The organism is Alcaligenes phenolicus (assembly GCF_032063905.1).
Lineage (GTDB): Bacteria > Pseudomonadota > Gammaproteobacteria > Burkholderiales > Burkholderiaceae_B > Alcaligenes > Alcaligenes phenolicus.
In genome coordinates this window covers 347,028-364,122 of sequence record NZ_DAMBOE010000003.1, presented here as the reverse complement: position 1 = coordinate 364,122, position 17,095 = coordinate 347,028, and the positions used below count along the sequence as shown (strand labels likewise).

Below are 17,095 nucleotides of genomic sequence, written 5' to 3'. Positions count from 1 at the left end.
CGTAAATACATCCATTTTGCAAAATAAGTAAGGAAAAATTTTCGTCAAAAAGGTGTCACCTTCAGTTCCTAGACTGGCTCCGTGATCAGTTATCCGAGACGACAGCTATGGTCGAAGGAATACAGGAGCAGTGGCAGCCAGCCTGGATTTTGGCTACCGGCAAAGCCCATTACGGCGACAACCTGGAATACGAAGCCGACTTTCTGGCCTTGATGCAGGCTTTGCAAGTACAGGGCGAGCAGCAGTTTGGCCAAACCATCATTCCGGCGCAGGTGCCGGACTGGACGCGCATCGTGCGCCTGGTGCAGGACTTGCTGGATCGCTCGGCGGATATTCGCTTGCTGGTGGTGCTGGCTCAGGCGCGATTGCAGACAGGTGGATTGCCCGCCTTGGTGGAAGTGTGCGACTGGCTGTTGAGCGCCCTGCAACAAGGCTGGGAGCACGTTCATCCGCGTCTGCACGACGATGGTGAGTTGGACCCCTTGCCGCGCGTCAATGCGCTGGCCGGGCTGTCGGCTATTGATGGTCTGGGTCGCCTGATGCGTGAGGCTCCCGTGGTCAGCCTGGGGCATCGTCAACTGAATTTACGTGAAGTCGGCTATGTGCTGGATGGCAGCCAGAAAGATAGCGGCCTGCCGGGGCGTGACCGTCTGGTCGATGAGTTGCGCCGTGCCTTTGCCGCCGGCCAAAGTCAGACCGTGGCCTTGAGCCGTTTGCGTCAGTTCCGCCAGGAGCTGGAGGCCTTGGTGCATCGCCATCTGGATGCCGAGTGGTCTGTGCGTCTGGACGGAGCCTGGGACACCGTGGAAGCCGCCTGCGCGGTGCTGGATGCGGCGACTTCACTGTCTACCCCTTCTGCTCCCGAGCCTGTGCAGGAAAGTCACTCCACCATTTCCGTGTCGCCGCAGCCTGCCAATCAGGTACCGCCGGTGATGGGCTTGGCGGGCTGGCAAAACCTGCATGTTTCATCCCGCGAAGAGGTGGTGTTGTTGCTGGACAAGCTGGTGGCGTATTTCGAACAGCACGAACCCAGCCATCCTGCCCCTTTGCTGCTGCGTCGCGCCCAGCAACTGGTGCCCATGGGTTTTCACGAGCTGATTCGTGACCTGGCTCCCGGTGCCTGGGATCAGATCCAGGTTTTCATGCCTCGATCCGAAGTGGCGACAGCCGCTTCTTAATTCCATAAATCAACTGGAGAAGACCTGATGTCTGTGAAATCCAATTCTGGCAGTGGCCAGAAATTCCTTGGGCGCAATCGGGCTCCGCGTGTGCAAATTGAGTACGACGTTGAACTGTACGGCGCCGAGCATCGTGTGCAACTGCCTTTCGTGATGGGTGTGCTGGCGGATCTGGCCGGACACAACACGGAGAGCCAACCGGATCTGGGCGAGCGCAAGTTTATGGAAATCGACGTGGACAACTTCGATGACCGCATGAAGTCCATCGCACCCAAGCTGAACATGCAGGTTCCCAACAGCCTGAAGGGCGATGGCGTGCTGGGTGTAGAAGTGTCTTTTGACTCCATGGAGAGCTTCTCCCCGGCTGAACTAGCCCGCCAGATCGAACCTTTGGCCCGCCTGCTGGAAGCCCGTACCCAACTGGCGAATTTGCTGACCTATATGGATGGCAAAAGCGGGGCAGAGGAATTGCTGTCCCGGCTGCTTCAACAGCCCGAACTCTTGCGTGCCCTGGCTGGCCGCCCACCCCAGGCCCTGACGATGGACGAGTCCCAGCCCGATCAGGACAGCGAGCCCAAAGCATAAGGAGCCTACCCCATGACCTCCACACAGACATTGACCGCCACCCGCGATACGGCCCAGCTGGATGAACTGTCCAGCCTGTTGCAGCAGGAGTTTCGTCCCAAAACCGAGCAGGCCCAGCAGGCGGTTGAATTTGCCGTCACCACTCTGGCCGAGCAGGCGTTGGACCAGTCCGTGACCTTGAGCGACGACGCCTATCAAACCATTCAGGCGGTGATTGCCCAGATCGATCAGAAGATGACCGAGCAGATCAACCACATCCTGCACCACCCGGAGTTTCAGCGCCTGGAAGGGGCCTGGCGTGGCCTGCATCATCTGGTCAGCAATACTGAAACCGATGAGCTGCTGCGTATTCGTGTGATGCCTGCCACCAAGAAAGAGCTGGCACGTAACCTGAAGCGCTACAAAGGCGTGGCCTGGGATCAAAGCCCCTTGTTCAAGAAAGTGTACGAACAGGAATACGGCCAGTTTGGTGGTGAACCCTTTGGTTGCCTGGTGGGGGATTATCACTTCGACCACAGCCCGCCTGATGTGGAAATGCTGGGTGAGCTGGCTCGTATCGGCGCTGCCGCGCATAGCCCCTTTATCGCCGGTGCTGCGCCGTCCGTGATGCAGATGGAATCCTGGCAGGAGTTGGCCAATCCGCGTGATCTGACCAAGATTTTTTCCAATACCGAGTACGCCGCCTGGCAAAGCCTGCGCGAATCTGATGATGCCCGTTATCTGGGCCTGGCCATGCCGCGTTTTCTGGCGCGCTTGCCCTATGGCGCACGTACCAACCCGGTTGATGAGTTCGACTTCGAGGAAGACACCGACGGAGCCAGCCATGACCGCTACACCTGGGCCAACTCGGCCTACGCCATGGCGGTCAATATCAACCGATCCTTCAAGCATTTTGGCTGGTGCACGGCAATTCGCGGTGTGGAGTCGGGCGGTGCGGTCGAGAACCTGCCTTGCCATACCTTCCCCACGGACGATGGCGGTGTGGACATTAAATGTCCCACGGAAATTGCCATCAGCGACCGCCGCGAGGCCGAGCTGGCCAAGAACGGATTCATGCCCTTGGTACACCGCAAAAACTCCGATTTTGCGGCCTTTATCGGCGCCCAGTCCTTGCAGAAGCCCCAGGAATATTACGACGCAGACGCTACCGCCAATGCCCGTCTGGCTGCGCGCTTGCCGTATCTGTTTGCCTGCTGCCGTTTCGCGCATTACCTGAAGTGCATTGTGCGCGACAAGATCGGTTCCTTTCGCGAGCGCGACGATATGGAGCGTTGGCTAAACAGCTGGATCATGAATTACGTGGACGGCGACCCGACCAACTCTTCGCAGGAAACCAAGGCACGCAAGCCGCTGGCCGCCGCCGAAGTCTCGGTGCAGGAAGTACCGGACAACCCCGGTTATTACGCTGCCAAGTTCTTCTTGCGCCCGCACTACCAGCTGGAAGGCCTGACGGTTTCCCTGCGCCTGGTGTCCCGTTTGCCGTCGCTCAAAGGCGAGCAGAACTGATTCCCACCCTGGCCTTTTGATGGCCTTATTCGACCTCCAAGGAGAAAAGCGTGTCTGTTGATATGTTCATGAAAATTGAAGGCGCCAATGGCGAATCCAAGGATTCCAACCACAAGGATTGGACCGATATCCAGTCCTTTTCGTGGGGCGCTTCGCAACCCGGCAGCATGAGTTCGGGCGGCGGTGGCGGCCAGGGCAAGGCCAATTTCAACGATCTGCATGTGGTCGCCCGCATCGACAAGGCCGCGCCTGCCGTGATGAAGCACTGCGCCAGCGGCAAGCACCTGGGCAAGGTGGAGCTGTCGGTGTGCAAGGCCGGTGGCGAGCAGGTGGAATACACCAAAATCACCCTGGAAGAAGTGCTGGTGACTTCGGTTCAGCTCAATGCCGAGCGCGATGTGGAAAGCGTAATGGTCAATTACTCCTTCCAGGCCGCACGCGTCAAACAGCAGTACTGGGAACAGTCCGATCGTGGCAGCAAAGGTGCTGAAACGCTGGTGGCCTGGGACATCAAGCAGAACAAAGAAGCCTGATCGGGCTTGGGTTTTCAGGCAGGGCCGCTATGGACCGCTTTCGCTTACCGGGACGCCGCGGGGCCGCGCTGATGCGCGGTCAGGCGGATCGCTTGCAACCTTGTCTGCTGGACAGGCTGACCGACGAGCGGCCCGATCAAACCTGGGAACCTCCCCAGCCTATGAGCCAGTACCAGATGCGTCAGGCGGTATTGCGCGATCTGGGTCATTTGCTCAATACACCCAATCAGGGCGCTACCCCCTTGATGCAGGCCTTGGCCCATGTACGACGCTCCTGCCTGAACTATGGCATGAGCCCGCTGGCGGGCAAGACCATGAGCGAAGTGGAATGGCTGGATGTGGAAGAAGCGCTGCGTACCGCCATCCTGCATTTCGAGCCGCGCATTTTGCCCGATACCTTGCAGGTGCATTGTCTGGATCACAGGGCTCAGCGCGATTTGCATAACGTTTTGAGCCTGCGTATTCAGGGCCATGTCTGGTGCGAGCCGTATCCGCAGGAATTCTTGCTGCGCACCAGTATTGATCTGGAAAGCGGGCAGTTGGACCTTGAAGAGAGTTACGCGTCGGGATGAATCCGGAGCTGCTGCATTACTACAACCGTGAATTGGCTTACCTGCGCGAGCTGGGAGCCGAATTTGCGCAAGCCTACCCCAAAGTGGCGGCCCGTCTGGGTGTGCACGATACGGCGGTGGCTGACCCGTATGTCGAGCGTCTGCTGGAAGGATTCAGCTTTCTGACGGCTCGCATTCAGATGAAGATGGACGCGGAATTTCCCCGTCTAAGCCAGCAATTGCTGGATGTGATTCAACCTTCCTGGTTGATGCCCACCCCCAGTATGGGACTGGTGCAGTTTCGCCCCAGCATGAGCGAAGGTGCTCTGGCCAAAGGCTTTACCATGCCGCGCCACACCGCCTTGCGCTCTCGTATTCCGGCCGGAGAACAAACCGCCTGCGAGTTTTCTACTTGCCATGCCGTGGACTTGTGGCCCATGAGCTTGTCGCAGGTACGTTTAGGCGATGTGGCGGCTGATCTGCCCCTGGCGGCTTTAGGTAGCCGACAGGCCGCGCAAGCTCGTTCGGCTTTGAAATTGGACTTCACGGTGCATGGCGGTTTGACACTGGAAGAGCTGGCTCTGGATGAGCTTAGCCTGCATCTGGACGGCCCGGAATCTGACAGCAGCTTGCTGCTGGATGCCTTGCTGCGGCAGGCGTTGGGGGTGTTCATCCAAATGGAGGACGAGGCCCCACAATTTCTGGCTACGTCTGATTGTTTGACACACGATGGCCTGGAAGATGATCAAACCATCTTGCCCATGGTGTCCCACGAGTTCTCCGGCCATCGCTTGCTGCGGGAGTATTTCGCCTTGCCGGGCCGTTTTGCTTTTGTACGGCTGCGTGGTCTGCAAGCCGCTATCGCCAGAGGACGTGCGCAGGAGCGAAAAAGCCGCCGCTGGAGCCTGCATATTGTCCTTAAGCAGGCTTGGCCCGATCTGGCGGCACGCGTTGGCCCTGGCCATGTGCGTTTGTATTGCACACCGGTCGTGAATCTATTTCGTCGACGCAGTGAACGCATGGCCTTACGCCCACAGGCAACAGATCATCATGTGGTCATGGACAGAACGCGTCCCATGGACTTTGAAGTTTGCTTGATGGAGCAAGTGCAAGGGCATGGCCGACAGGGTACGGACGATGTGCTGTTTCGTCCCTTGTATGCCAGCACGGCGCAGGACCCAGGACGCTATGGCAGTTACTACACCTTGCGTCGCGAACCACGCGTGGTGTCTGACACCCAGAAACGCTGGGGTGGCCGCAGCAGTTATGGCGGTAGCGAAGTGTATTTATCGCTAGTGAATCAGCACGAGCAGTCCGAGTTTTTCGGCATGAATCAGATCAGTGTCACGGCCTGGTGCAGCAATCGTGATTTGCCCTTGTTGCTGCCGCGCTCGCCCGAGTCTGACTTCAGCCTGCAAGTCTCGGCGCCCGTGGCCGGTGTCAGTTTATTGGGAGGGTTGACCCGTCCGCGATCCGCATCAACCGGCGGCCGTCAGGCCTGGGACTTGATTTCGCAGATGAGTCTGGCCCAGTTGGGTGTGGCCCAGTCCGACCCCAAGCAGGCAGCAGGTCGCTGGCGTGCCTTGCTGGCCCCGCATGTGGACAGCGCGGATGCCGGTGCCTTGCGTCAATTGGCCTCCATTGTGGCGGTGCAGGCGCGGCCTGTGCAGAGGGCCATGCCGGTTCCAGGACCGTTGGTGATGGCGCGTGGCGTGCATTTTGAGGTCATGCTGGACCAAAGTGGTTTTCCCGGCGGTCGTCCTTTTGTTCTGGCCGCCGTGCTCAGTCGTTATCTGGCCCGTCATGTCAGCCTGAACAGTTTTGTCTCTACCCAGTTTCTTTCCGAGACAGGGGTGGAGCTAGGTGCCTGGGGACCGCAAGCAGGTACGCGGGCGGTGCTGTGAACCGGGCCGAGCAGGAACAGCTAAAGCCCCAGGCTTCTTTGGAAGAGCTGGGCCGGATCATTCAGCAATGGCCTTATGGCCATGATCTGTTTCGGGTTTTGCGGGCTGTTGATGCCTTGCAAGCCGCCCAAGGCCAGCCTCGTTTGGGAACCGCGCCTACGCCTCGCCAAGAAGATGTGCGGGTAGGCCAGCCGCCTAGTTTGGCTTTTGCGGCCTCCAGTGTGCAAACCGCTCGTTGGGACGATGAACAACTGCATCTGGATGTGCAGGGCTTTGGCTTGTGGGGGCCCAATGGCCCTTTGCCGCTGCACATGACGGAGTACTTTTTTCAGCGTAGTCGCAACTTTGGTGACCGCGCTGGTGTGGCCTTTCTGGACCAGTTCCATCACCGTCTGTTTTTGCTGTTTTTCAGAGCCTGGGCACAAGCGCAGGCAGTCTGTGACCTGGAACATGATCAGGATGGTTTTACGCGCTGGCTGGCCAGCCTGGCAGGAGTCGGGAGCCAGAGCGAATCGGCTCCCATGAGCGACCATGCGGTCCATTTTCAGGCACCCGCGCTGGCTTCTCAAACCCGTAGTGCGCCTGCTCTGCAGTCGCTTCTGGCCAGCTATTTCCAATTGCCCGTCAGCATTCAGCAGAACGTGCCGGTTTGGGTGCCGCTGGATGATCAAACTCAGGTCAGCCTGGGCCGCAGTTGTTCGGGGCTTGGGAAAAATACCGTTCTTGGCGCACGTATTCTGGATGTGCAGCAAACCATACGAATACGGATCGGCCCTTTGAGTCGGCAGGACTATGGCCGCTTCTTGCCGGGTCGTCCGGCCTGGCGGCAATTGCGCTATTGCCTGGCTTTGTATCTGGGCTTGGAGTGGTCGGTTCAGTTGCAACTGGTGCTACAAGCCAGCGAACAGCCTGATCTGGGATTGGGGGCGGGCTTGGGCCTGGGCCAGGAAACCTGGCTGGGCTCGCCCGGCACGCAGGACAGAGCGGATCTGTGCCTGTTTCTGGACAGCCGTCCAGATTGGCAAGATCCGCGCAGCTAAGGCCTAGGCCTGACGCATTCCCTGCAAAAGATCGAACTCGTTTTCCTTGTCGGACAAGGTGCTGACCCACTCCGGTGCGCGCCCCAATTCGGGCTGCCAACTGGCTGCCGGAATGGTGCTGTCGGTGCTGGGCGAGCTGGCCGGTTTAGCTGTTGTATCAAAGGGATGCTTGTCCGAAGGATCAGGCATGGGACCACCCACCGGGACCATGCCGGGAACATGCAGATCCGCAAAAGGATCGGCTGCCGGCGCAGTTGCCAAAGGCGTTTCATCCTGTGTGACAGGGCTGACTCCCGATTCCACCCGGTAGTGCATTTCCCCCAAAGTCAGGCGATCTCCGTTCTGCAAAGTCTTGACCTGTGCCAGTGCCAACTCGATGCCATTCACGGCAACTTGACCGTCTGCGCTAGCTCGTTGAATTGTCAGCACATCTTGCTGACGACGCAGGTAAGACAGCACGGGCGGCGTCTGATTGTTATCGGGCAAAACCAGGTCAGCCTGAGTCCAGGAACCGCAGACCAGACCGGGTTCAGGAACAGGGCGCGGGGCTCCGCCGGATTCTGCTTGCAAGCGCCAATCTAAAGCTGCTGTGTTCATGGCTGTGCTCCTGCCACTTTTTCATAAACCGGCCCCCAGGTGGGGTGACCGCGCTCGGCCTGGGCCAGGGTAAAGCCAGGGTCTACAGCCCGTGCCTGCTTGAAACGCTCTTCACATAAAAAAGTGTAGTCGCGCACGCAAAAGCTGAAGGCCTGCAGTTTCAAGGCTTCACTGTATTGATTGGGCGCGGCAGCAGGCAGGGTGCTGGAGCGGCCCACTTGCCGGATCACGGTGCTGTAGTCGCCCTCATTAAAGGCAGAGCGTATTTGCTCCAGTTCAGCTTCGGCAGCCGGGCTGAAAACAGCCACTGGCTTGTTCTGGGTTTGGGCGCAGGCGGTCAGTAAAAGGGCCAGAGCCGGAACGATCAGGCGGGCAGGTAAATACATGGCAGGAAAAAGAAAAGTTGTACTTGCCCTCAAGACTAGGAAAGGAAAAAGACAGCCACATGACATGACGCGGACGGTTTTGTAAGAGTTGTTGCGCAAGGGTAAGCACCGAAACACCCCGTGTCCTTAACAAAGTTGTCGCATTCATGCTTTTAGATGGGGCGCATTGCCATTCAAGGAGACATCGTGACCGTTCGCCGATTGCTTCGTTTGTGTTCGCTGCTGATGCTGGGTTTGCTGGCCTCGTGTGCGTCCACCTCCAGTCGCATGGCCGTGCCCTACGAGATTGTTCTGACTGCTGATGAACAGCTCAACCCGGATGCCACGGGTCGGCCTTCCCCGGTACAGGTGTTTGTGTTCGAGCTGCGCTCGGGCAGCACCTTTGAATCCAGGGACTTCTTTGCCTTGCAGTCTGACCCGCAACAAGCCTTGCAGGCGGATCTGCTCAATGTGGAGCAGATCGTGCTGCGCCCCGGCCAGACTCATACCTTCAAACGGCCGGGCGATCTGCAGGCCACCGCTGTTGGCGTGGTCGTAGGGTATCGCGAGCTGGATGCCAGTGTGTGGCGTGTCCTGTTGCCGCTGCCCGAGTCGCGCACCACCAATATCTACAAGTTCTGGCAGGCGGCCCCGGACGCCGTCCAGGTCAGCCTGCAGTTACGCAAGAACGCCATTCATGTCGTTGATTGATGGGCGTAGAACGGATTATTTCAATGGATAAAGTCATTTGGACCGAAGGGCTGTTTTTACGGCCTCAGCATTTTCAGCAGATGGAGCGCTATCTGGAGCACTATGCCCACGCCGGAAGGCGGGCTGCGCAGCCATTTTGCTGGGGCTTTGAAACCTTGAGTCTGGACGAACAGGCCCTGAGTATGGGCAGTGTCGCCTTGCGCGAAGCGTGTGGTCTGCTGCCGGATGGCACGCCCTTTGATTGTCGGCCGGGTGCGATGCAGATTGTGGCCTGGACAGCCCCCGAAGTGGTGCGTCCCGAGCGCCTGATGCTGGTGCTGCCCCGTCGTCAGGCCGGGCGGGCAGAGATTCAGTTTGATGGGCACAGTTCGCGTCGTTCGCGTTATGTGGTCAGCGAACAGGATTTGTATGACAGCAGTGGTTTGTCGCCTGAACCTTGCCTGTCGCAACTAGGGCGTTTGCAGCCAGTTTTGCTGCCCGAATCCGAGGTGTATGAAGACAGCATTGCCATGCCCGTGGCCCGCATTCTGGAGCGCAGGCCTGACCGCTCGCTGGTGTTGGACCCGGATTTCATTCCCCCCATCCTGTCCATTCAGGCTCATGCACGCCTCAGTGTTTTAAGCGCGGATGTGCAGGCTCTATTGCAGGCCCGTGCACAAGCTTTGGCAGAACGCCTGGGGCCGGGAGGGCGCGGGCAGGGTGATGTGGCCGACTTCATGATGCTGGAGCTGGTCAATCGCTACCGGGCTGCCTTGTGGGCCATGGAGCAGCGCGTATACGTACATCCTGGCGAGCTGTATCAGACCTGGATGGAGCTGCATGGCGCCTTGGCCACCTACACCCAGGACGGACGTCAGCCGCTGGTCTGGCCCTCCTATCAGCATGACGATCTGGCCCAGTCCTTTTTGCCGCTGGTGCTGAAGTTGCGCCGCGCCTTGTCTGTGGTCCTGGAACAGCAGGCCGTGTCGATTGCTCTGGAGGACAAGGGGCAGGGTGTACGGCTGGCCCAGATTGCGGACCGCGCACTCTTGCGTCAGGCGGGTTTTGTGCTGGCCGTACAGGCCGATTTGCCCGCCCAAACCGTGCGGCAGCATTTTGCGGCACAGGTGAAATTGGGGCCGGTAGAGCGCATCCGCGATCTGGTTCATCTGCAATTGCCGGGTATCGGTTTGCAGCCCTTGTCTGTCGCGCCACGTGCCTTGCCGTATCACGCCGGCTTCACCTACTTCGAGCTGGAAAAAGGCGGCGAGCTGTGGCGTCAGCTGGAGCAGAACGGTGCATTGGCCCTGCATTTGGCCGGAGACTTTCCCGGCCTGCAACTTGAGTTTTGGGCAATACGCCGCTGACCCGGAGCATGGCTATGAACGAGACAGTTTCCTGGAGTAATGGCCCGGTCCCGGACGAGCGCCGATCGCGGGCAGATGCGCCGCGTTTTGTTGCGCAAGGGGCCAATCCCCTGTTGGAGGCCGCCAACCCTTTGCTGGTGATGGTGTCCGATATACGCCGCAGTGCCCGACATGCAGACCCGGCGGGTCTGCGTGCCAAGCTGGTCGCTGAAATCCGTCAATTTGAATTGCGCGCCCAGGCCGTGCCCGTGGCCAATGAAACCATTTTGGCGGCTCGTTATTGCCTGTGCACGACCTTGGATGAGGCGGCCGCGCTAACCCCTTGGGGGCAGGCTGGAGTCTGGTCCTCGCACACCTTGCTGGTCACTTTTCACAACGAGACCTGGGGTGGGGAGAAGTTCTTTCAGCTTCTGGATAAATTGATGCAAAGCCCGGCGGCGCATTTGCAGTTGTTGGAGCTGATGTATTTCTGCCTGGCTTTGGGTTTTCAAGGCCGCTATCGCGTGCATGAGCAGGGCGCCAGCCAGCTGGAAACCGTGCGCCAACGGCTGTACATGAGCTTGCGCCAGTATGGGCAAACGGTGCCAGCCGCTCTGTCCCCGCATTGGCGCGACAACCCGGCGCAGAAAGTTGGCAAGCCTTTACCTGTGCCTATCTGGGTGGCCGTTTGCGTGGCCTTGCTGCTGTGCTTGTTGATGTATCTGGGTGCCAGTCTGTTGCTGAACCGGCAGTCTGATCGAGCTTTCGAAGACATCGTGGCTTTGCGCCTGCCGGCCTTGCAGACACAGGGCCAGCCGCCGTCTGGTGGCGTCGCACCGCCTGCACCCTTGGCCTTGGCAGAGCTGCTGGCCCCCGAGGTGGCCGAGGGTCTGCTGACCGTGCGCGATCAGGCCGATCGCAGCGTCATTATCCTGCGGGGCGATGGCCTGTTCGATTCAGGAGCCGACCAGATCCGTGCGCCGCTGCTCCCCGTCATTGCCCGTATTGCGGATGCGGTGGAAGCCGCGCCGGGTTTGGTGCTGGTAGATGGCTATACCGATAACGTCCCCATACGCAGCGTGCGCTTTCCTTCCAATTTTCATCTCTCGCAGGCTCGTGCCGATTCAGTCAAGGCTGTCTTGCAGGAGCGCTTGAGCCAGCCTGAACGTGTCCGTGCCCAAGGTCGGGCCGATGCCGCACCTGTGGCTGATAACGACACCGTTCAAGGCCGGGCACAGAACCGTCGGGTGGAGATCACGATCGTGCCCTTGAGCAAGGAGGCCGGGCAATGACACGTCTTTTGAGTCTGGTCTTCAGCCGTAGCGTCTGGACCTTTGTGGGTGTGCTGATCCTGCTGGTGCTGATCTGGTTGCTGGGGCCCTTGTTGGCGATTGGTCAAACCCGGCCACTGGAAACCGAGCTGTCGCGCTGGATTGCGATGGCGGTTGTGGTGGTGTTCTGGTTGTTGCGCCTGTTATGGCGCAGTTGGCGTGAAGGCCGCTTGAACGCGCAGTTGCTAGGCCAATTAAGCCGCCCGGCGCAGAAGGTGTCAGCACCGAGCAATACGGCTACGCCGCATCCTTTGCAAAGCCAGTTCGATGAGGCGATCGAACTGCTCAAGCGGATTCGCTTCGGTTCGCATATGGGCGGGCGTTTGCGCTCCTTGTTGTCGCGTCAGTACGTTTATCAGCTGCCCTGGTATGTGTTCATCGGTGCACCCGGAGCAGGTAAAACCACGGCGCTGGTCAATTCCGGCTTGCAGTTCCCTTTGTCGGAGCGCTACGGAAAAACGTCTCTGCGAGGTGTAGGGGGCACGCGCAATTGCGACTGGTGGTTTACCGACGAAGCCGTCCTGCTGGATACGGCAGGACGCTACACCACGCATGAAAGTGATCCGGTAGGGGATGAACAGGAATGGCGTGGTTTTCTGGGCTTGCTCAAACGCTATCGCCGCAGGCAGCCTATTAATGGCACCTTGTTGACCATCAGCGTGCCGGATTTATTGTCCAGCACGGCCGCGCAACGTCACGATCATGCGCAGGTCTTGCGCCAGCGCCTGGCCGAATTGCGCGAGCGTTTGGGGATTCAGTTTCCTATCTATGTGCTGGTCACCAAAATGGATTTGCTCCAGGGCTTTCAGGAGTATTTCGACCATTGTGATCGTCAGGAACTGGAGCAGGTCTGGGGCTTCACCTTGCCTTATGAAAGCTCTCGCGAAGCGGGATTTTCCTTGTCGCACACCTATGGGCGCGAGTACGAAGCCTTGCATCAACGCCTGGAGCGTGGTCTGGCGGCCGTGATGGCCGAGCAGCCCAACGAAAGCGTGCGTGCCGAAGCCTATCTGCTGCCACAACAGTTTGCTCGCCTGGGGCCTGTGCTGGAGGAGTTTCTGGAACAGGTGTTTAGCCAGTCCCGCTTCGAGGCACCGTTGTTGCTGCGTGGCGTGTACTTCACCAGTGGTCGGCAAGGAGGTGTGCGCCTGGATCAGGTGCGGGACTCCATGCGCGAGTATCTGGAAGTGGATGTGCAGGCGGATCAAGTGCAGCCGGTGGCGGGTCAGGGTCGCAGCTATTTTCTGACGCAGTTGCTGAAAGAGCTGATTTTTCAGGAAGCCGGTGTGGCAGGCCGGGACGAGCGCTGGGAGCGCCGTGTACGCTTGCGCCATTTTCTGGTCTACGGTCTGGTGGCGGTGGGCGTGCTGTTACTCGGGCTGGCCTGGAGTCGCAGTTTCCTGTTGAACCGCAGCTATGTGGAGCAGGTTGAAGGACGTGTCCCCCAGGCTCAGCAACAGGCGGATCAGACACAGGTGCTGGATACCACTCCGGCAGTCGGCTTGCTGCCTTTGCTGGATATGTTGTCGCTATTGCCGCAAAGCGATCAGTTTCGCTTGGATGCGCCCGGTCTGGAGCGGCGCATGGGCCTGTATCAGGGCGACAAGATGAAGGCCGCCGCCGATACCGTCTATCAACGCGCCTTGGAAAAACTGCTGGCCCCCTTGCTGGCGCGTCGTATAGAAACCGTGTTGCGCAGCGAGCAGGCGCAGGACCTGGAGTACGGCTACGAGGCCCTGCGCGCCTATTTGATGCTATACGACACGCGACGTTATGACGCGGCCCATTTACAGACCTGGTTGCTGGGTAGTTTGAAACAGGACTTGCCGGCAGGCTTTACCCAGTCGCAATACGACAGGCTGGAGAGCCATGTCCGTGCAGTGACGCAGGCGGGCTTGCTCTTGAATCCCTTCCCGCGCAATGAAGCCTTGATTGAACAAAGCCGGGAACGTCTGGCGCGTATCAGTCTTGAGCAGCGCACTTACAGCCGCATGCGCCGTATTCTGGCGGCCACACCCGGTTTGCTACCCATGTCTGTCTCAGGCATGGCCGGGCCATACGCTGCCTCTGTATTCAAGCGTGAAAGCGGCAAACCGTTAACCGAAGGGATAGACGGTCTGTACACCTACGAGGGTTACTGGACCGTGGTTGAACCACGTATCGACAGCGAACTGCAGCAGATGCGCGAGGATGACCGCTGGATTCTGGGGCTGGATACGGGAGCCGGACAGTCCGAGGCGGCGCGTCGTGCGGCAAGTCAGGAGCTGCGTCGTCTGTATCTGCTGGATTATGTGCGTGTGTGGGATGAGTATCTGGCTGACTTGCGCCTGCTGCAAGGCGGCAGCTTGCTGGAAAACATTCAGCTGGCCCGCACCTTGTCCATGTCCGATTCTCCCTTGAAGCAGCTGGTCCAGCAGGTGGCTTTGCAAACTCGCCTGTTGCGAGAGGATGCGCAGCAGGGGGCCTCTTTGGGGGCACAAGCCAAAGTGCGGCTGGACGATACCCGGCAGGCGCTGGAGCAGATGTTTGGCCCGGTCGGCTTGGAGGGGAGTCGTCGTAATGAGCCCCAGGCCAAGCAGGTAGAGGCGATTGTGGATCAGCACTTCGAGCCTTATCACCGCCTGGCCTCCAGTAGTGGCGGGGCACCAGCGCCTATTGATGGCACCCTGGAATTGCTGGATGAGTTCTATGCTTTTTTGACCTCCTCGGATGCTGCTTTGCGCAGCGCGGGGACACCGCCGCAGTCCAATGTCTTGACCAAGCTGCAGGCAGAGGCAGGTCGGTTGCCAGGGCCTTTGCGGGACGCGCTGGATCAGTTTTCAGTGGGTGCTTCTGCCGAGATTGCGTCGCGGACTCAAGCCAGTTTGGGGCAGTTGGTAAATGCCACTATCGGTCAGTTTTGCCGTAGTGCGATTGCGGGTCGTTATCCCTTCGCCGCTCAATCCAGGCAGGATGTCGCACCTAACGATTTTGCCCGCATGTTTGCGCCGGGTGGCTTGATGGATGCCTTTTTTCAAGAGCATCTGATGCACCAGGTGGATATGTCAGGTGGGCGCTGGCGCTTCAAGCCGGGCATAGATGGACAGGCGGCGGCCAACTTCCGTTATCTGGATGCGTTTCAGCGTGCGGCTGTGATTCGGGATGTGTTCTTCCCGGCAGGCAGTAATCAACCGCGTATCGATATGGCGTTCACTCCGGTTCAGCTGGATGCCGAGCTGTCACAAGTGCTGCTGGATGTGGATGGCCAGGTGCTGCGTTATGCCCATGGCCCGCAGGTCGCCATGGGGGTGCAGTGGCCGGGGCCGCGCGGGGGCCGTCAGGTCAGTCTGGAGGCACAGCCACAGTCCGAAGGCTCGGGGATGAGGGCGACCGGTGCCTGGGCACTGCTGCGCTTGCTGGACAAGGCACAGCCTGTATCGGGCGCGTCTGCTGGGGCCCAGCGCTTGTCCTTTGCCTTGGGGAGCCGCCAGTTTGTGGTGGATGTGGTGGCCAATAGCTCCAGGAATCCGTGGCGTTTGGCGGAGATGAGAGGGTTTAGCTGCCCAGGGAGCCATTGAGATGCGCCAGGATGATTTCGACTCCAATCCGGTGGTGATGTGGTACGGCAAGATTCCGGCCATGGGGGACTTTGTACGTCGACGTATGCCCGAGCCGATTTTGCTGCCGTGGGAACGCTGGTTCAGCAGTGGTGTCAGCCAGATTCGTTCGCCCAACAAGACGGCTGGAGCCAATATGTCCAGCTCGCCCGTCCATGCCTGGGGATTTCTGATGTCCTTGCCGCAAGGTGGTGTGCAAGCAGGGGCGGTCATGCCCAGTCAGGACCGGGTTGGGCGCGAGTATATGGTGTGCGCTTTGGTGCCTTTGAGTGTCGAGCAATGTCAGCGTGTCCGTCTGCCTGTACTGGCCAATATGGTTGAGCAATTGGGCCTGTCCTTGCAGCAAGGGGTGAGGTTTTGCTGGGCGGTAACGCAGCTGGATCAGACTTTGTGCAGTGCCATGCCCTACGCCGGTTTGCTGGCGGAGAGTGTCGCCGCCCAGTCCGAGCAGCGTGATGCCGGGCAGGACATTCTGGATGTTTTGTATGGCTCTCGTGCGCCGTCTGTGCCACAAGACCCGTGGGCTGTCCTGCAGCCTTGTCTGGAGCCCGGCTCCCACCGTAGTTACTGGTGGTGCCTGGGCATGAACAATCCTGGCTGGCGCAGCGTGACGCACAGCGGCGAGCTAAGTCTGGCCCTGTTTCGGCGCTTGTTCGTGTCAGCAACAGCGGCAGATGCAGCAAGCCGCGCTTATCAACCATGGTGAGATCCCTCATGAAACGTACAAACTCTGCCAAGGATGTCCAGGGTCGCCCTTTGGGGCAGATTCTGGACTCCTTGCTGCTAGACCAACGGCTGGTGATTCTGGATCAATTGGCCTTGCAACTGGCCGAGCTGCATGAGAGCCAGGAATGGTATGGCGCACTGGGGCTGGATACGGTGGTTTTGAGTGATGAAGGTCTGGTTCAGTTATTGCCGCTGGAGCAGAACATGCACAAGCGCAGTCTGGCGCAGGCGCATGCTCAGGGTATGGCTTTTGATGAATCTTGTGCGGCCCCCGAGCAATATGTGGATGATCCTGTGCGGCCTGCCGGCCCCTGGACGGATGTATACGCTTATGCGGCCTTGCGCTGGCAACTGACAACGGGCTTTCCTCTGATGGCCGCCCCTTGGCGGCAATTGAAAGATCCTGTGGTGATGGACGAGGACGCGGACGGTCCGACGCAGGCCATGTTGCAGGGTCTGGCCCTTGACTGGGTGCAGCGGCCTCAGTCCATGGCTTCTTACCGAAGGCTGGAACGATTGGGGCAAGTGCCAGAGCCTGTACCCGCACATGCTCCCGCTGCGCAAACTGTGCTGCCGATTACGCCTGAACGCCGGTCTTCCTTGCCCTTGTGGGTGGCAGGCTTGGCAGTAATCGTTCTGGCAGGGCTGGGGGCGGCGTATTGGAGCGGTGATGGCGATATTTCCGGGCCCGCTGTTGCATCGTCTGATGCCAATCGTCCGGCGGTGGCGGGCGCCACGCCTGAAGAGTCCATATCAAGGCCGGGACCAACTACGTCGGAGCCGCTGGGCGGGCTGGTGGCGGGTGGAGAGTCCAAGCCGAATGATGTGGCTGCTTTGGGTGCAGGGGGTGTGTCTGCATCTCAATCTGGGCAGCCTTTGGAGGAAGGAACAGATCAGCTTGGGTCGCAGCTGACAGGTACACAAAATGGCACGGAGGCAGGGCAGCAATTAGCTCAGGCTTCGGGGTCACAAGCCGCGACAACACCGGAGTTGAAACTGCTGTCCGAGTCGGGAGCTTTGCAGCCTGCTTTGCCAGTTCAAATACAAAACACATCGGATGATGCAGCTCGTCTGGCTTTGGCTGATCATGCTGCCGGAACAGCCGGAACAGCCGGAACAGCCGGAACAGCCGGAACAGCCGGAACAG

At 59.4% G+C, this 17,095-nt stretch carries 15 protein-coding genes; 13 read left to right on the top strand and 2 right to left on the bottom strand.

Annotated elements, in window-relative coordinates; all coding sequences use genetic code 11:
* Positions 1 to 107 precede the first annotated feature (107 nt).
* From tssA to tssG, 7 genes are read left to right on the top strand one after another with little or no spacing between them, the layout of a single operon-like run.
* Positions 108 to 1,178, top strand: a complete 1,071-nt coding sequence (tssA, locus tag U2949_RS08175; RefSeq protein ID WP_321287110.1) for a type VI secretion system protein TssA — start codon at positions 108 to 110, stop codon at positions 1,176 to 1,178.
* 27 nt (positions 1,179 to 1,205) lie between these two features.
* Entirely contained in the window at positions 1,206 to 1,763 is a 558-nt protein-coding gene (gene tssB / locus U2949_RS08170; protein ID WP_321287108.1) for a type VI secretion system contractile sheath small subunit, read from the top strand.
* 12 nt (positions 1,764 to 1,775) lie between these two features.
* Positions 1,776 to 3,269 (top strand): type VI secretion system contractile sheath large subunit, encoded by a 1,494-nt coding sequence (tssC, locus tag U2949_RS08165; RefSeq protein WP_009455530.1) that lies wholly within the window; start codon positions 1,776 to 1,778, stop codon positions 3,267 to 3,269.
* A 50-nt stretch (positions 3,270 to 3,319) separates the two neighbouring features.
* On the top strand, positions 3,320 to 3,802 hold the full coding sequence (locus U2949_RS08160; protein WP_009455532.1) for an Hcp family type VI secretion system effector: 483 nt from the start codon (positions 3,320 to 3,322) through the stop codon (positions 3,800 to 3,802).
* A gap of 29 nt (positions 3,803 to 3,831) precedes the next feature.
* Entirely contained in the window at positions 3,832 to 4,374 is a 543-nt protein-coding gene (gene tssE / locus U2949_RS08155; RefSeq protein ID WP_021447237.1) for a type VI secretion system baseplate subunit TssE, read from the top strand.
* The gene (gene tssF / locus U2949_RS08150) at positions 4,371 to 6,257 is read left to right on the top strand and encodes a type VI secretion system baseplate subunit TssF (protein ID WP_321287105.1); all 1,887 of its coding nucleotides are present in this window, start codon (positions 4,371 to 4,373) and stop codon (positions 6,255 to 6,257) included. The genes tssE and tssF overlap by 4 nt, the downstream gene beginning before the upstream one ends.
* Positions 6,254 to 7,297: a type VI secretion system baseplate subunit TssG gene (gene tssG / locus U2949_RS08145; protein ID WP_321287103.1), complete on the top strand. Its 1,044-nt coding sequence runs from the start codon at positions 6,254 to 6,256 to the stop codon at positions 7,295 to 7,297. Before tssF ends, tssG begins: the two co-directional genes overlap by 4 nt.
* Positions 7,298 to 7,300: 3 nt before the next feature.
* Here tssG and U2949_RS08140 read toward each other — a convergent pair whose 3' ends face one another.
* Positions 7,301 to 7,894: an FHA domain-containing protein gene (locus U2949_RS08140; RefSeq protein WP_026483660.1), complete on the bottom strand. Its 594-nt coding sequence runs from the start codon at positions 7,892 to 7,894 to the stop codon at positions 7,301 to 7,303.
* Positions 7,891 to 8,280, bottom strand: coding sequence for a TssQ family T6SS-associated lipoprotein (locus U2949_RS08135; RefSeq protein WP_026483661.1), 390 nt, complete (start codon positions 8,278 to 8,280; stop codon positions 7,891 to 7,893). Before U2949_RS08135 ends, U2949_RS08140 begins: the two co-directional genes overlap by 4 nt.
* Positions 8,281 to 8,466: 186 nt before the next feature.
* Between U2949_RS08135 and tssJ the strand changes: the two genes are divergently transcribed.
* From tssJ to U2949_RS08105, 6 genes are all read left to right on the top strand, one after another.
* The gene (gene tssJ, locus U2949_RS08130) at positions 8,467 to 8,970 is read left to right on the top strand and encodes a type VI secretion system lipoprotein TssJ (RefSeq protein WP_266140678.1); all 504 of its coding nucleotides are present in this window, start codon (positions 8,467 to 8,469) and stop codon (positions 8,968 to 8,970) included.
* A 23-nt stretch (positions 8,971 to 8,993) separates the two neighbouring features.
* Positions 8,994 to 10,316 carry a type VI secretion system baseplate subunit TssK gene (gene tssK / locus U2949_RS08125; RefSeq protein ID WP_321287099.1) on the top strand — a complete coding sequence of 441 codons (1,323 nt, stop codon included), beginning with the start codon at positions 8,994 to 8,996 and terminating at the stop codon, positions 10,314 to 10,316.
* A gap of 14 nt (positions 10,317 to 10,330) precedes the next feature.
* Positions 10,331 to 11,587, top strand: coding sequence for a DotU family type VI secretion system protein (locus tag U2949_RS08120; protein ID WP_321287097.1), 1,257 nt, complete (start codon positions 10,331 to 10,333; stop codon positions 11,585 to 11,587).
* Positions 11,584 to 15,183, top strand: coding sequence for a type VI secretion system membrane subunit TssM (gene tssM, locus U2949_RS08115; protein ID WP_321287095.1), 3,600 nt, complete (start codon positions 11,584 to 11,586; stop codon positions 15,181 to 15,183). Before U2949_RS08120 ends, tssM begins: the two co-directional genes overlap by 4 nt.
* 1 nt (position 15,184) lies before the next feature.
* Positions 15,185 to 15,928 carry a type VI secretion system-associated protein TagF gene (gene tagF / locus U2949_RS08110; RefSeq protein ID WP_257722948.1) on the top strand — a complete coding sequence of 248 codons (744 nt, stop codon included), beginning with the start codon at positions 15,185 to 15,187 and terminating at the stop codon, positions 15,926 to 15,928.
* A gap of 8 nt (positions 15,929 to 15,936) precedes the next feature.
* Positions 15,937 to 17,095, top strand: a 1,159-nt coding sequence (locus U2949_RS08105; protein WP_462675657.1) for a serine/threonine-protein kinase, incomplete at its 3' end; no start/stop codon positions are given.

What these genes read in the sequence shown, in the direction of transcription:
- tssA (WP_321287110.1), top strand. Translation starts at nt 108, where the DNA reads ATGGTCGAAGGAATACAGGAGCAGTGGCAGCCAGCCTGGATTTTGGCT.
- tssB (WP_321287108.1), top strand. Translation starts at nt 1,206, where the DNA reads ATGTCTGTGAAATCCAATTCTGGCAGTGGCCAGAAATTCCTTGGGCGC.
- tssC (WP_009455530.1), top strand. Translation starts at nt 1,776, where the DNA reads ATGACCTCCACACAGACATTGACCGCCACCCGCGATACGGCCCAGCTG.
- tssE (WP_021447237.1), top strand. Translation starts at nt 3,832, where the DNA reads ATGGACCGCTTTCGCTTACCGGGACGCCGCGGGGCCGCGCTGATGCGC.
- tssF (WP_321287105.1), top strand. Translation starts at nt 4,371, where the DNA reads ATGAATCCGGAGCTGCTGCATTACTACAACCGTGAATTGGCTTACCTG.
- U2949_RS08140 (WP_026483660.1), bottom strand. Translation starts at nt 7,894, where the DNA reads ATGAACACAGCAGCTTTAGATTGGCGCTTGCAAGCAGAATCCGGCGGA.
- U2949_RS08135 (WP_026483661.1), bottom strand. Translation starts at nt 8,280, where the DNA reads ATGTATTTACCTGCCCGCCTGATCGTTCCGGCTCTGGCCCTTTTACTG.
- tssK (WP_321287099.1), top strand. Translation starts at nt 8,994, where the DNA reads ATGGATAAAGTCATTTGGACCGAAGGGCTGTTTTTACGGCCTCAGCAT.
- U2949_RS08120 (WP_321287097.1), top strand. Translation starts at nt 10,331, where the DNA reads ATGAACGAGACAGTTTCCTGGAGTAATGGCCCGGTCCCGGACGAGCGC.
- tssM (WP_321287095.1), top strand. Translation starts at nt 11,584, where the DNA reads ATGACACGTCTTTTGAGTCTGGTCTTCAGCCGTAGCGTCTGGACCTTT.
- tagF (WP_257722948.1), top strand. Translation starts at nt 15,185, where the DNA reads ATGCGCCAGGATGATTTCGACTCCAATCCGGTGGTGATGTGGTACGGC.